The organism is uncultured Neglectibacter sp., assembly GCA_937958185.1.
Classification (GTDB): Bacteria; Bacillota; Clostridia; order Oscillospirales; family Acutalibacteraceae; genus Acutalibacter.
In genome coordinates this window covers 28655-42113 of record CALFFN010000021.1, presented here as the reverse complement: position 1 = coordinate 42113, position 13459 = coordinate 28655, and the positions used below count along the sequence as shown (strand labels likewise).

At 56.5% G+C, this 13459-nt stretch carries 17 protein-coding genes and 1 tRNA gene; 3 read left to right on the top strand and 15 right to left on the bottom strand.

Going from position 1 to position 13459, the window contains the following annotated elements; all coding sequences use genetic code 11:
* Positions 1-82: 82 nt before the first annotated feature.
* The 5 genes from AB8996_RS05945 to AB8996_RS05925 form a co-directional block, all read right to left on the bottom strand.
* Positions 83-232 (bottom strand): hypothetical protein, encoded by a 150-nt coding sequence (locus AB8996_RS05945; protein ID WP_369298056.1) that lies wholly within the window; start codon positions 230-232, stop codon positions 83-85.
* Between the two features lie 195 nt (positions 233-427).
* Positions 428-688, bottom strand: a complete 261-nt coding sequence (gene rpsT / locus AB8996_RS05940; RefSeq protein WP_369298055.1) for a 30S ribosomal protein S20 — start codon at positions 686-688, stop codon at positions 428-430.
* A gap of 88 nt (positions 689-776) precedes the next feature.
* Positions 777-1535, bottom strand: coding sequence for a hypothetical protein (locus tag AB8996_RS05935; RefSeq protein ID WP_369298054.1), 759 nt, complete (start codon positions 1533-1535; stop codon positions 777-779).
* Between the two features lie 511 nt (positions 1536-2046).
* Positions 2047-2121: transfer RNA gene (locus AB8996_RS05930), tRNA-Arg, on the bottom strand.
* Between the two features lie 211 nt (positions 2122-2332).
* On the bottom strand, positions 2333-3004 hold the full coding sequence (locus tag AB8996_RS05925) for a hypothetical protein (protein WP_369298053.1): 672 nt from the start codon (positions 3002-3004) through the stop codon (positions 2333-2335).
* A 123-nt stretch (positions 3005-3127) separates the two neighbouring features.
* Here AB8996_RS05925 and AB8996_RS05920 point away from each other — a divergent pair, with 123 nt between their 5' ends.
* Positions 3128-3691, top strand: coding sequence for an N-acetylmuramoyl-L-alanine amidase (locus tag AB8996_RS05920; RefSeq protein ID WP_369298052.1), 564 nt, complete (start codon positions 3128-3130; stop codon positions 3689-3691).
* Positions 3692-3810: 119 nt separating this feature from the next.
* On the opposite strand, the gene AB8996_RS05915 is transcribed toward AB8996_RS05920, so the two are convergent.
* The 10 genes from AB8996_RS05915 to AB8996_RS05870 form a co-directional block, all read right to left on the bottom strand.
* Positions 3811-4020 carry a FeoB-associated Cys-rich membrane protein gene (locus AB8996_RS05915; protein ID WP_369298051.1) on the bottom strand — a complete coding sequence of 70 codons (210 nt, stop codon included), beginning with the start codon at positions 4018-4020 and terminating at the stop codon, positions 3811-3813.
* A gap of 23 nt (positions 4021-4043) precedes the next feature.
* Complete coding sequence (feoB, locus tag AB8996_RS05910) at positions 4044-6542, bottom strand: ferrous iron transport protein B (protein WP_369298050.1); 2499 nt, start codon at positions 6540-6542, stop codon at positions 4044-4046.
* An 89-nt stretch (positions 6543-6631) separates the two neighbouring features.
* On the bottom strand, positions 6632-6859 hold the full coding sequence (locus tag AB8996_RS05905) for a ferrous iron transport protein A (protein ID WP_369298049.1): 228 nt from the start codon (positions 6857-6859) through the stop codon (positions 6632-6634).
* A gap of 108 nt (positions 6860-6967) precedes the next feature.
* Entirely contained in the window at positions 6968-7177 is a 210-nt protein-coding gene (locus AB8996_RS05900) for a ferrous iron transport protein A (protein WP_369298048.1), read from the bottom strand.
* A gap of 263 nt (positions 7178-7440) precedes the next feature.
* Complete coding sequence (locus AB8996_RS05895; protein ID WP_369298047.1) at positions 7441-8172, bottom strand: histidine phosphatase family protein; 732 nt, start codon at positions 8170-8172, stop codon at positions 7441-7443.
* The gene (locus AB8996_RS05890) at positions 8169-8624 is read right to left on the bottom strand and encodes an RNHCP domain-containing protein (protein WP_369298046.1); all 456 of its coding nucleotides are present in this window, start codon (positions 8622-8624) and stop codon (positions 8169-8171) included. Before AB8996_RS05890 ends, AB8996_RS05895 begins: the two co-directional genes overlap by 4 nt.
* Positions 8621-8953: a hypothetical protein gene (locus AB8996_RS05885; RefSeq protein WP_369298045.1), complete on the bottom strand. Its 333-nt coding sequence runs from the start codon at positions 8951-8953 to the stop codon at positions 8621-8623. Before AB8996_RS05885 ends, AB8996_RS05890 begins: the two co-directional genes overlap by 4 nt.
* Before the next feature lie 38 nt (positions 8954-8991).
* The gene (locus tag AB8996_RS05880; RefSeq protein WP_369298044.1) at positions 8992-9522 is read right to left on the bottom strand and encodes a GNAT family N-acetyltransferase; all 531 of its coding nucleotides are present in this window, start codon (positions 9520-9522) and stop codon (positions 8992-8994) included.
* A gap of 55 nt (positions 9523-9577) precedes the next feature.
* Complete coding sequence (locus AB8996_RS05875) at positions 9578-10312, bottom strand: YwaF family protein (protein WP_369298043.1); 735 nt, start codon at positions 10310-10312, stop codon at positions 9578-9580.
* Positions 10313-10373: 61 nt separating this feature from the next.
* Positions 10374-11789 (bottom strand): PLP-dependent aminotransferase family protein, encoded by a 1416-nt coding sequence (locus AB8996_RS05870; RefSeq protein ID WP_369298042.1) that lies wholly within the window; start codon positions 11787-11789, stop codon positions 10374-10376.
* Between the two features lie 119 nt (positions 11790-11908).
* Here AB8996_RS05870 and pdxS point away from each other — a divergent pair, with 119 nt between their 5' ends.
* Positions 11909-12781 carry a pyridoxal 5'-phosphate synthase lyase subunit PdxS gene (pdxS, locus tag AB8996_RS05865; RefSeq protein ID WP_369298041.1) on the top strand — a complete coding sequence of 291 codons (873 nt, stop codon included), beginning with the start codon at positions 11909-11911 and terminating at the stop codon, positions 12779-12781.
* Positions 12778-13359 carry a pyridoxal 5'-phosphate synthase glutaminase subunit PdxT gene (gene pdxT / locus AB8996_RS05860; protein ID WP_369298040.1) on the top strand — a complete coding sequence of 194 codons (582 nt, stop codon included), beginning with the start codon at positions 12778-12780 and terminating at the stop codon, positions 13357-13359. The genes pdxS and pdxT overlap by 4 nt, the downstream gene beginning before the upstream one ends.
* The last annotated feature ends 100 nt before the right edge of the window (positions 13360-13459 follow it).

The following is a 13459-nucleotide window of genomic DNA, read 5'->3' as shown; positions in this document are numbered from 1 at the left end:
CAGTATGAACACACCGGACAGCTCAAAAGCTCTCCGCTTTTTGCCGCCGGGTAAGCCACACTGCTTTCCAAAATAGTTTTGTTTATTGGATCGAGCAATCGAGATAGTGTTCCAGTTCCTCTTCGTCCCGCTTTTTGTCAAGATAGAGAAGCAGGGCGGATACAGAAGCCACCACAGCCGCGACCGCCGCGATCACACCGATGAGAATAGCCAGCTTGCTTCCTTTTTTCATACGAACACCTCCGAAAATAGCATTTGTCTGTCTCCTGAGAATATGATACCCAATCTCAGAAAAAAAGTCAACCACAAAAAGGGCTTTCCGGGGAAAACCCACCGCAAAAGCCGGCACACTTTTGTATAAAAAAACAGAGGGCGACCGCCCTCCGATTTTTTTGAAACCGTTCTGAAATTTCCCCTTTGGGAAAACTCAGGCATTGGCGCTGAGCTTCTTATCCAGCGCAGCCTTCTTTCTGGAAGCGGTATTCTTATGCAGAATGCCCTTAGCGGCAGCCTGATCGATCTTCTTAATCGCAACGCGCACGGCAGCAGCCTTGTTCTCCGCATTGCTGTCAATGGCGGCGTTTGCCTTCTTGATCTCTGTCTTCAGCTCAGAATTGATCGCCTTGTTCTGCAGGGTCTTGGTAGCGATCACCTTAACACGCTTTTTCGCCGATTTGATGTTTGGCATGAGTTACACCTCCTTGCTGTCCAATAACGCGATAACTATCATAGCACGAAGCTTTGAAAAAAGCAAGATTTTTTTTACGTTTCGGAAGTCAGGGCGCGGCGACCCATTCTTTGTCGTAATCCATGATGGTCAGCATATTCTCGCTGCTCGACACCCCAAGCAGCACATATTGATAGGTGCCGGAATCGTCCGGCAGCGCGTTATATTCCCCTGTCGTCACATTATAGAGCAGCATATGGTCGTATTCTATGCTGTTGGTGATTGGCAGCGCAGCGGAAAGCACGGTGGGGGTCTGTTTCTTTTCCAGCCAGAGCTCCTCCATGAAAATATCGCTTAAAAAATCATGGAAAGCGCTGTGATCCATTTTCACAGAGATATGTTGGCGCAGTTTTGTGCCGCCGAACCTCATGGAACGGTCGCCGTATGAGGTGGCGGAAACGGTTCCCTCCTCCGGCAGAGCCACGCCGGTAAGCTCCTCGTATTCCCGCACCACGGAAATATCACCTGACCGCTGGGTCGTTCCAAGCGGGCTTGCGCCGCCAAAAACGAAAGCAAAGCTGCCATAAACGCACAGTAAGAGCAGCATGATCGCGCCGACCACGATATTGGACACGCAGCGGAAGCCGTGGGAACAGCGGTACCCGCCGTAAATGATGGAAGCCAAAGGGACGGGCGTAAACAGGAACAGCACCCACATTTTGTCTGGAATACCCAGCTGCGCAGCAAGAGCAAGCCCCGCGAACAGAGATGCGATGGAAAAAATAAGCAAAAGCCGCGTTGCGACATTATGGGAAGCGACCTGCGGGTATACCAGCGTTTGCGGCACATACTGCTTTTCCCTTTTCATTTCGCAAACCCCTTCCTTTCCCGGTTTTCCTGCGGTCACGCCCCCCGGCAAAAGAGCTTACAAAGCCAATGAGCCGCCGACCGCGCCTTGACCCGCGGAGGCTTGTCCGAACCATATCCATATGATTGGAAAGCCCCTGCTGTGTATTCCAGTATAGCACAGCCCACGGGATACCTCAAGGGAAAAAGCGGGAGCACGCAATAGTACGCGACTTGGGTGTAGCGACACGCCGCTGTGGTTCCAGTCAAAAATAGATATTTTCAGCGCGAGCCGCATAGTAAAAACACAGAAAACACCTGCGGTTCGCGATTTGCTCACCGTCAGGTCACAGCGTGCCGCATTTTGCGTGTAAGGCGCGAGCAAAAAAAGAAAGTCACGCACCAGGTAGGTACGCGACTTGGGTGCAGCGGCACGCCGCTGTGGTTCCAGTCTAAAATAGATATTTTCAGCGCGAGCCGCATAGTAAAAACACAGAAAACACCTGCGGTTCGCGATTTGCTCACCGCAGGTGTGGCACCCCCAACCGGAATCGAACCGATAACTGCCCCTTAGGAGGGGGCTGTTATATCCGTTTAACTATGGAGGCATACAGGGACGTTTCGGTATGGTGCGCCTGGCTTTCCTGCAAGCCTTTCCCACGGAAGCGATAACGTCCAAGAACTATTTTATCTCATAAAGCGCGGTTTGTCAATTTGAAATGTGAGCGTAATTTCACAGGCTGCTACAGGAAGACGCTTTTTCCGCCGTGGGGCTGGCGGAAAAGACAGTCGGAGCGCAAGACAGAGGGCGGCTCGTCCCTATCGAATCAGCTTCTTCATCTGCTGGGGGGAAAGCTCCGGCAGCAGGCTGGAAAGATATTCCATCAGGCGCTGCCCGGATTCCTCCGGGGTGCGGGCATAGACCTTGTCGGTAAACTCCGTGCCGAAGTGGGCTTCCGGGGTGGAATACCTGCCCACGCCCCAGCCGTACCGGCGACCGTTGGCGTCATGGCGGTATTCAAAGTCGGTAGTGACGACATAGCCCTGCATTTGCAGGCGGGTCAGTATGGTGTCAAAGCCCTTGCGCCCGTGCTTGCCAAAGCCGCCCGCCTTTTTCCATTCGCCGGACAGCAGGCTGCCGCAGCTTTCCAGAATGTCATAGGTCAGCTTGTCCCCCATGGAAGCAAGCCCGTCCTCAAAGCGGGCGTCAAAATCATAGCCGTCCCGGCGGTAATTGGCAAAGTCCGGGTACCATTCTCTGGTGATGAACCCCGCCTTCCCTCCGAAAAACTTCCCATAGGCGCAGCCTGTGCGCTGAATGACGGGACCCTTCCACTCCCACGGTCCGTCCCTGTCCTCGGCAAACCAGTATTCCCGCGGCGTGTGCTCCTCCACAGAAAAGCCCGGGATATCATTTTTCAGCAGCGGCAGAAAGCCGAATTTCAGCACCAGTTCCGCCATCGTTTCGAGCGAGACAACAGATCGTTCCACAACGCTCCCCCCTTGAGTTCAGTATACGGAGGGCAGAGAGAAAAATCAAGCTCTGAAAATGGATTTCACATAGATTCGCCCGGCAACATACTATGAAAGAAAGACTATCAGGAGGCGGTCGCCATGCCAATCCGTATTTATGTCGATCAGGGACACAACCCGCGAGGGCACAACACCGGGGCAGTGGGCAACGGGCTTGTGGAACAGGACGTAAACTTTGAGGTGGGACTCTACCTTGCCCAGCTCCTGAACGACGACCCGCGGTTCATCGCCCGGCTCTCCCGCCCTACGCCGGACACGATCCTGGGCACCAACAATTCCACCAGTTTGCAGGCACGGGTAAATGCGGCAAATTCCTGGCCCGCCGATTATTTCGTCAGCATTCACTGCAATTCCAACACAAACCCCGCCATCAATGGCAGTGAGGTGTACGTTTATCAGGAAAACACACAGTCCTACTGGCTGGCGCAGCATATCTTAAACGGGCTGGTCGCCGAGGTGGGCACACGGGACAACGGCGTGCGGGTCAACCCCTCCCTCTATGTGCTGCGCCGTACCCGAATGCCCGCCGTGCTGGTGGAGCTCGCCTATCTGAGCAACGCCGCAGACGCCCAGAAGCTGCGGGACGACCCCAGGGGCTTTGCGCAGGGGATCTACAACGGAATGCTGAGCTATTTTGGGTTTTGATCCTCCTGAACTATTTCTCAATCAAAAAGCGACCGAAAACCCGGGCGACGGCAAGTGTCCCCGGGTTTTCGGTCGTTTTTGTAAAAATCTTATCAGGAGAAAATGCAATGCACTTATTTTTAAGAACGCTTTGGGAAAGGCTTTTTTGACTGCACGGGACGGCCGCCACAGGACGAACAGCCCGAACAGCCGCCGGAGCAGCCGGAACAACCGGCGCAGCCCCCCGCCCGCTTCTGCTTTCTCAGGGAAACCAGAACGGCAGCGACGATCAGCAGTAAAACAGCGCCGACGAGAAGCGTTCCCCAGTTTGCGGCAAGCCAGCTCAGCATGGAAAAATCCCCCTTTCCTGATATCAGTTTGCCTTGACGGCAGTCAAGCGGTTGGATTCCCGATAGGGACGGAACAGCAGGTACAGCATTCCGGCAAGGAGCGCCAGAGCGGCGACAAGCCCGATCACATTCAAATTCCCGGTAAACGCCGAGCCGATCTGGTAGATCATCAGCGATACCACATAGGCAAAGCCGCACTGATAGCCGATGGCAAACCATGTCCATTTGGCGCTGTTCATTTCCCGCTTGATGGCGCCGATGGCGGCAAAGCAAGGGGCGCACAGCAGGTTGAACGCCAGGAACGAATAGGCGCCCACGCCGGTAAAGGCGGCGGCAAAGGCTGCCCACACATTGCCGGAGCCGCCGTACAAAATGCCCAGCGTACCCACAATGTTCTCTTTTGCGATCAGCCCTGTGATAGACGCCACAGCCGCCTGCCAGTTGCCCCAGCCAAGGGGCGCGAAGACCCACGCGATCCCGTTGCCGGTGGCGGCGAGGATCGAATAGTTGATCTCCTCCTCAGACAGCATGCGGAACGTGCCGTCTACCACGCCAAAATAAGTGGTGAACCACACCAGAATGGTGGACAGCAGAATGATCGTGCCTGCTTTCTTGATGAAGGACCAGCCCCTCTCCCACATGGAGCGCAGCACATTGCCCACCGTGGGCAGATGGTAGGCAGGCAGCTCCATGACAAAGGGTGCGGGGTCCCCGGCGAACATCTTTGTTTTCTTCAGCATAATGCCGGATACGATGATGGAAGCTATGCCGATAAAGTAAGCGGAGGTTGCCACCCAGGCGGAGCCGCCGAACACCGCCCCGGCGATCATGCCGATAAAGGGCAGCTTGGCGCTGCACGGGATAAAGGTGGTGGTCATGATGGTCATACGGCGGTCTCGCTCGTTTTCAATGGTTCGGGACGCCATAATGCCGGGTACGCCGCAGCCGGAGCCGATCAGCATGGGGATAAAGGATTTCCCGGAAAGCCCGAATTTGCGGAACACCCTGTCCAGCACGAAAGCGATACGGGACATATAGCCGCAGGCTTCCAAAAACGCCAGCAGGAGGAACAGCACCAGCATTTGGGGCACAAAGCCCAGCACGGCGCCAACGCCTGCCACCACGCCGTCCAGAATCAGCCCCTGCAGCCAATCCGCACAGTTCAGGGAGACAAGCCCGCTTTCCACCAAAGTCGGAATGCCGGGCACCCACACGCCATAGGCGGCGGTATCGGGAGCGCCGTAAGCTTCCTTGTAGTCCGTGTTGAGATACTCATTTACGGCGGCAGTCAGCTCCGCCTTGCCGGTGCCGGATATTTCGGTGACCTCCAGCGTTTCCTCGTCTTCTATTTCATAGGTCACGCTGGCGTCCTCCGGGGTGGCGGTCACCAGGGCTTCCAGCGACGCTTTCGCGCCTTCTTCGGTGTAGCTCTCAGCTTCCGCGTCCAGCGCTTCGGAAATAGAACCGTCGCCGTATTCGGCTGCAAAAGCGTCTATGATCTGGTCGCTGTCGCCATAGGCTTCGGCTGCTTCCTCATAAGCGGAGGTGCCGATCCCAAACAGGTGCCAGCCGTCGCCGAACAGACCGTCGTTTGCCCAGTCTGTGGCAGCCGTGCCCACTGTCACCATGGCAAGGTAGTACACCAGGAACATGACTGCCACAAAAATGGGCAGACCCAAAAACCGATTGGTGACCACCTTGTCGATTTTGTCGGACACGGAAAGCTGACCTGCGTTTTTCCTGTGGTAGCAGCCCTTCAGCAGAGAAGAAATGTAGAGGTAGCGCTCGTTGGTGATAATGCTTTCGGCATCGTCGTCCAGCTCCGTTTCCGCCGCCTGGATATCCTCTTCGATATGCTTGCGGGCGGCTTCCGGGATCTTCAGCTGCTCCAGCACCTTGTCGTCACGCTCAAATATCTTGATGGCGTACCAGCGCTGCTGCTCGGCGGGCATTTCGTGCACCGCCGCTTCCTCGATATGGGCAAGGGCGTGCTCCACCGCGCCGGAGAAGGTGTGCATGGGCACGGTTTTCGCGGAGCGCGCCGCCGCAATGGCTGCTTCCGCGGCTTCTGAAATACCTGTCCCTTTCAGGGCGGAGATGTCCACAATTTTGCAGCCCAGCTCCTTGGAAAGCTCTGAAAGATCGATCTTGTCCCCGTTCTTCTTCACCAGGTCCATCATATTGATGGCAACGACCACGGGAATGCCGAGCTCGGTCAGCTGGGTGGTGAGGTACAGGTTGCGTTCCAGATTGGTGCCGTCCACGATGTTCAAAATCGCGTCGGGACGTTCGCCAATCAGGTAATTTCTTGCCACTACCTCCTCCAGCGTATAGGGAGACAGGGAGTAAATGCCAGGAAGGTCCGTGATGATCACGTCTTCGTGCTTTTTCAGCTTGCCTTCCTTTTTCTCCACGGTAACGCCGGGCCAGTTTCCCACAAACTGGTTGGAGCCGGTGAGCGCGTTGAACAGCGTGGTTTTTCCGCTGTTGGGATTGCCCGCAAGGGCGATTCTCAGTTTCATGCTGGGTTCCTCTCTTTCCTCAAAATCAGATAGTCAAGACTAACTGACGGTTCAAAAATTGGCAGGGTCTCCCCCGCTTGCGCAATGATTTACAGAGCTTCGGTCTCAATCATTTCCGCATCGGCTTTCCGAATGGAAAGCTCGTATCCGCGGACGGTGACCTCCACCGGGTCCCCCAGGGGAGCGACCTTGCGGATATGTACCTCCACGCCCCTGGTGATCCCCATATCCATGATCCTGCGCTTGACGGCGCCCTCGCCGTGGAGCTTCAGCACCCGTACGGTATCGCCGACCTTTGCTTCCCGCAACGTGTTCATCTGATTCCCTCCTTTATGGAATGATATGATTGCATGGCAGGCGCCGGAATGGACGCTCTGCCTTTGCGCCGATCTAAAAATTGCAGCCAACCCTGTAAAACCCCCGCTTCAAACAATGATTTTCTGCGCCATTTCACGGCTGATCGCCACACGGGCTTCCTTGACATTGACGATCACACTGCCGCCCAGCGCGGTGATGACGGTGACCGGGCTGCCTGCCACGAAGCCGAGGTTCTCCAAATGCTTTTTCACATTGGGGCTGCCCCCCACCTTTTTGATGATATTTTTCTCTCCAACTGCCGCCAGGGTCAATGGCATACAAGGTCTTCCTTTCTTTTCGGATTAGTTATCGCTAACCAACGGCTCAAAAACCAGTTAGCTTTTGCTAACTTTCAAGGATATTTTATTCCCGTTGTCAGCTTCTGTCAAGAGATTTTCCCGGAATTTTTTCTTCCTGCCGTATTTTCAGCAGAGCGTACAAAAGCTCTTTTTTCTTTTAGTTAGTTTTGTATAACCTCCGCTTCAAGAAACGAAAAGCCACGCTGGCACATCGGCACAGCGTGGCAAAATTTTAGAAAAGGTCAGTCCAGGCGTTCTCCCTCGTTTTCATAGCATTCGCTGAACCGGGCGGCAAATGCCGGGGGTTCGCCGTGGGCATAGAGGTGGGAAATATCTCCGAACGCATTGACCCGGAAGCTGACGATCCCCTTTCGGCGCTCCTCTGTGATCACGGTGGTCACCGAGGAGGGCGCAGCTACAAAGCCGTGCCACAAGATCATGGGCGACACATTCAGCAAATGGCTGAGCAGCACGCATTCCACACCGAAATGGCAAAAGAATACCAGCGTATCGTTGTTTCCCTGCTCCGCCCGGTAAAGCTCACCGTCCCGGTGGTAACCATAACGGCTCAGAAGCTCATCGAAGTTTTCTATTACCCAGCGGTATTCCTCCGCAACATTCCCCGCCGCCATGACCTCATTTTGCAGCCATTCGCGCTGGGAAAACAGCTTGGGGTCCCGGATCCAGTCCTGGGGGAGCCAGTCCCAGCAGAGAAAATTTTCCCTGGTGCGGTCAGGGCGCTCGATCCTGCCCTCAAATTCCCGGAGCCACCGGCATTCCGTGGCGGTGCGCCCCAGCTTTTCCAGCGTGGGGCGGGCGGTATCCTTTGCCCGTCCCAGCGGCGAGCAGAAATAGGCGGCGGCAGGGATCTTCACCAGCCGCTCCGATAAGTATTCGACCTCTCTTTTCCCCTTTTCGGTCAGGGAGTCGATGGAATAATCCGGGTCGCCGTGACGAACGAATAAAAGCTTCATAATGTTTCGTCCTCCTGCTTTGAGCGTTTTGGCAGGCTGCCCTCGCCGCCCATGGAGGCGGTCAGCTCTTCAATGCGCTCCAACGGAAAGGGCGGATTCGTCAGGGGCTTTAAGGCAATGGACATGAGCTTCATGGGGTTGTCGTCCGCCAGGACACGGTTGGAGCTGAGATGCCCGCACCGGCGGCAGCGGTGAATGATCGCCCATTCGCCGTTATTGCGCACCCAGACGGCGATGGGCTCCATGATCCCGCCGCAGTCGGACTCCCTGTCCCCCGGCTCGTTGTCCACGTGCAGGCTATGGAGACAGTTGGGGCAGTGGTTCCTGTGGTCGCTGCCCGCCCCGCCCGGCACCACCTCCCGCCCGCAGTTCTTGCAGGTAAAGGTCTCGTTGCAGGCGTGGGTCTGATAATAACCCTTTTCGTACTGTCTGCGTTTGTTTTCCCGATTCATACTGTCCCCTCCGATGTTTCATATTCCGCAAAAGACAAGATTTCCACGGGCACCATGCCCAGCTCTGTCAAAACCACATCGTCCCATCTGTCTTTGAGCGATTTTCCATCATAAATTTTTGCCTCGAACAGTTCCTTTGCCGTGAAAAACTCGCACCCGTCCGGCACATCGCAATAGCCCGCCCAATAGGGCTTTTCGTATTGCGGAAGATAGCCGAGATAGTGCACTGTCTGCTCCGGGTCGGACTCAAAATAGAAGGTCGACTCATCGACGCTTTCGCCCTTTTCAAAAAGCTTTAGGACAAAGGAATAATCCTGGTACCATTCCATTTTTCTCCCTCTTTCTTCGGTAAATACCTGCGCCGCGTCTATTCCATCGTCCAGTCCACAAAATCCTTCCGGGTCAGGGCGTAATCTACCGAGGATTGCAGCTCCCCCACCTGATCTGTCCAGGAATCCACATTCACCCTGACCTTTTGAAAGCCCAGCAGCTCATACACGTGTTGCGCCCGGGTGTTCTTCAGGTTCGTATCCAGAATAATTTTTGTATAGCCCATGGAAAACAGTTCTTTCATTAACATACTCAGAACGACCCTGCCCAAGCCCTTTTCCCGGTACCGGGTATCGCATATTTTGATACCGATTTCCGCCACCTGACCGCCGCGGTCATAATAAGACATCTCGCCAATGGCAAAGCCGTTGTTCTCGATCATCCGCCGTCGCTTCGTCCTGTCGCTGTCGCTTTTGATCTGCTCCTGTACCTGTTCTGCTGTTGTCCCCAGCCCATTGGGGAACCCGGCGTGCGCCATGATCTTGCCGTCGTTCCACCAGCTGGCAAGCTGTGGGCAGTCGGCGCTTTCCGCGTTTCTGACACACAGACCCTGATAAAAAATCTTCATGCACGCTCCTCCGATCCTTTTTTATTGTACACGAGGAAGCGGGGGTTGTCCAGCGCTATTTCCGGGAAAGGCAGCGCAGCAGCACCGCCCTTCCCCCATAGAGCACCGCCCAGCAAAGGGCACAGAGAACGGGAATGCCCACCAGATAGCCGGGGTTCCCCAGCCAGCTTTCAAAGAGGGACAGGGGATTCCCCGTGCCGGCATAGCTGAGGAACATGAAATTCGTGCCGAACTTTTGGTTAAAACAATAGACCCCAGCCACCGCCAAAAGGCACAGGGGCAGCAGCCTGCAAAAACGGGAAAACCTGGGCTGGAAGCCGCCACATATCAGCAGGAACGGATAAAGGAACAGCAGGATATGGGCGGTAAAGCTGTGGATACACAAGCCGTTCCACAGGGGCAGATACGCCCAGCCGGGAAAAAGCAGGGCGAAAAACGCGCCTGGCAGGCAGACCGCGTAAAGAATTTCCCAAAGGGATTCCGAGGGGCGGATCGCGTCCCATAGGATCAGGAAAATATTGATGCTGCACAGGTGCAGGGGGAGAAAATCCGGGCGGAAACGCCCTGTCGCCGTGGTAGAGACCACCTTGAACAGCTCGTCTAGTAAAAGCAGCGCCGCCAAAACCCGGCGGCAGGTGAGCCGCTTGCGGTCGTTCCAGCGCCGGTAAAATGCCCCCAGCACGGCGCACAAAACGACCCAAAGAACAAGCCACGCAAAATGCCCCGCGCCGAACAGCGAAAAGCCCATGCCCGCCGGAATGGTAAACCCGGTGTCCCAAAAATGCGTCATGACGCTTCCTCCTTTCCGCCTATAGAATCTTTGCTAGTCTTCCCTGTTTTCCCCGCATTTTTCATGCTTTCGCGCCAAACGCCGCCTGTGCCAGCCGCCGGGCAGCTTCCCCCATGACGGCTTCCTCCACGCCGGAATAATTGATGACCAGACAGCCGGAAGGCGCGTCCTCCCTGTGAAGATAGTATTGGGACAGGCAGGAGACCTGCACGCCCAGCGTAGCGGCGCGGCGGGTCAACTCCGTGTCGGAGTAAGGCGAATCGGTTTCCAGCAGGAAGTGCAGCCCGGCGTCGGCTTCCCGAATGCCGCACCTGCCGCCCAGCGGGCTTTCCCGGATCGCCCGGATCATGGCGTCCCGCTGGCGGCGGTAAAAATGCCGGGTGCGGGCAAGATGGGATTCAAAATATCCGCCTGAAATGAATTTTGCCAGCGTCAGCTGTTCAAAGCTGGGCACAGTGCAGGATATAAAGCCAAGCTGTTCCGTGAACCGCCGGGAAAGCGCCGGGGGCAGCACCAGATAGCTGATACGGATCGCAGGGGTCAGGGTTTTGGAAAATGTGTTGATATAGATGACCTTCCCGGCGCGGTCAATGCTCTGGACGGTGGGCACGGGCTTGCCGGAAAAACGGAATTCGCTGTCGTAATCGTCTTCAATGAGGTACCGGCTGGGGCTTTCCTCCGCCCAGGAAAGCAGTTCCCGCCGCCGGAAGGCCGGGGTCACCGCGCCGGTGGGAAAATGGTGGTTGGGCGACAGATGGGCGATCTCCGCCCCCTGCCGCCGCAGCCCCTCCACGGAAAGCCCCTGCCCGTCCAGCGGGACGGCAACGCAATCGGCGCCGTTTGCCCGGTAGACCTGGGAAATCCTGGCATAGCCGGGGTCCTCCACGGCAAAGCGCCTTTCCCTGCCCAGAAGCTGCACCAGCAGGCTGTAAAGGAATTCCGTGCCCGCGCCTATGACGATCTGCTCCGGGAGGACGGTCATGCCGCGGAAGGAATCCAGATATCCGGCGATGGCTTTCCGCAGCGTTAGCAGCCCGCGCCCCGGCATGGGCTTCAAAAGGGAACGGTCCCGCTCGGTCAGCACCTCCCGCATGAGCTTTGCCCAGACGGAAAAAGGGAACTGTCCCTGGGGGGTGTAATTTGTTTTCAGATCGGCAAACCATGCTCTTTCTTCCTGCTCCGGGGACGGGGTGCTCCGGGGAACCGGCTGCGGGGGGCGGCTTTTCGCGGGCTGCTCCAACGCGCAGACATAATAGCCCCGGCGCTGTTCGGCATAAAGATAGCCTTCCAACAAAAGCTGGGCGTAGGCATTCTCCACGGTCATGACGCTGACGCCCAGGTGCTCCGCCAGCCCCCGCTTCGGCGGCAGCTTTTCCCCTGCCCGCAGCTTGCCGGAGAGAATATCCTCCCGAATGCTGCGGTATAAAAATTCGTAAACCGGGAGCCTGCCCCGGTCCCCCAGAGAATAAGTCAGCATAGTCCCTCCATCTGGTCTGGTCTTTTTTTCGCAAAATGGATATTTCCATCAGTTCAGATTTGAGTATGATAAAAAACAGAGGCTTTGTCAAGAAAAATTTGCAGAAAGAAGGGCTGTACATGAAAAACAGAGCAGAGTTGAACAGGAACCTGGCGCAAATGCTGAAGGGCGGCGTCATTATGGACGTCACCACGCCGGAGCAGGCAAAGATCGCTGAGAAAGCCGGGGCCTGCGCCGTGATGGCGCTGGAACGCATTCCTGCCGACATTCGGGCGGCAGGGGGCGTTTCCCGCATGAGCGACCCGAAAATGATAAAAGGCATTCAGGTGGCGGTGTCCATTCCCGTCATGGCAAAGTGCCGGATCGGGCATTTCGCGGAGGCGCAGATATTGGAAGCCATCGAGATAGATTACATCGACGAAAGCGAGGTCCTCTCCCCTGCCGATGATGTGTACCACATCGACAAAAATAAATTTCAGGTGCCCTTTGTCTGCGGCGCAAAGGATTTGGGCGAAGCGCTGCGGCGCATTCAGGAGGGCGCTTCCATGATCCGCACCAAGGGCGAACCCGGCACGGGAGACGTGGTGCAGGCGGTGCGGCACATGCGGAAAATGCAGAGCGAGATCCGCCGTCTTGTTTCCATGAGCGCTGATGAGTTGTATGAAGCTGCCAAGCAGCTGCAGGTCCCTTATGAGCTGGTACAGTATGTCCACGAAAACGGCAAGCTGCCGGTGGTGAACTTTGCAGCCGGCGGCGTGGCGACCCCGGCGGACGCCGCGCTGATGATGCAATTGGGCGCGGAGGGCGTGTTTGTGGGGTCGGGGATATTCAAGTCCGGCAACCCAGAAAAGCGGGCAGCCGCTATCGTACAGGCGGTGACAAATTATCAGGACCCGAAGCTGCTGGCGGAGCTTTCGGAGGATCTGGGAGAAGCCATGGTGGGCATCAACGAGCAGGAGATCGCGATGCTCATGTCGGAGCGCGGACAATGAGGGTCGGCGTTCTGGCAGTGCAGGGGGCGTTTCTGGAGCACGAGCAGGTGCTGTCCCGGCTGGGTGTGGACTGGTTCGAGCTTCGGCAGAGCCGGGATTTGGAGCAGCCCATGGACGGCTTGATCCTGCCCGGCGGGGAAAGCACGGTGATGGGCAAGCTGCTGCGGGAGCTGGGGCTGTTTTCCCCGCTGCGGGAAAAAATCGAACAGGGGCTGCCCGTGTTCGGCACCTGCGCGGGGCTGATCCTGCTGGCGCAGGAAATCTCAGGGGACGAGGAAAAGCACCTTGCCACCATGGAAATCTGCGCCAAACGGAACGCCTACGGGCGGCAGTTGGGCAGCTTCCGCACAGAGGAAGCATTCGCGGACGCTGGGAAAATCCCCATGGTGTTCATTCGCGCGCCCTATATCGAACGGGTATGGGGCGCGGCGGAGCCTCTTTCCACGGTGCAGGGAAATATTGTCGCCGCGCGGCAGGGGAACCAGCTGGCAACATCGTTTCACCCGGAGCTGACAGAGGACACGACGGTGCACCGCTATTTTCTCCGCATGATCGAGGAAAGCCTGAAAACGAGATGAGAAAAGCCACCGGGCAATCGGTGGCTTTTTGATTTGATACGGCGGCGATATGGCGGCGCTTCTTGGGAGCGGCGCGCTATTCTTCTTTCCGGCTCAATAA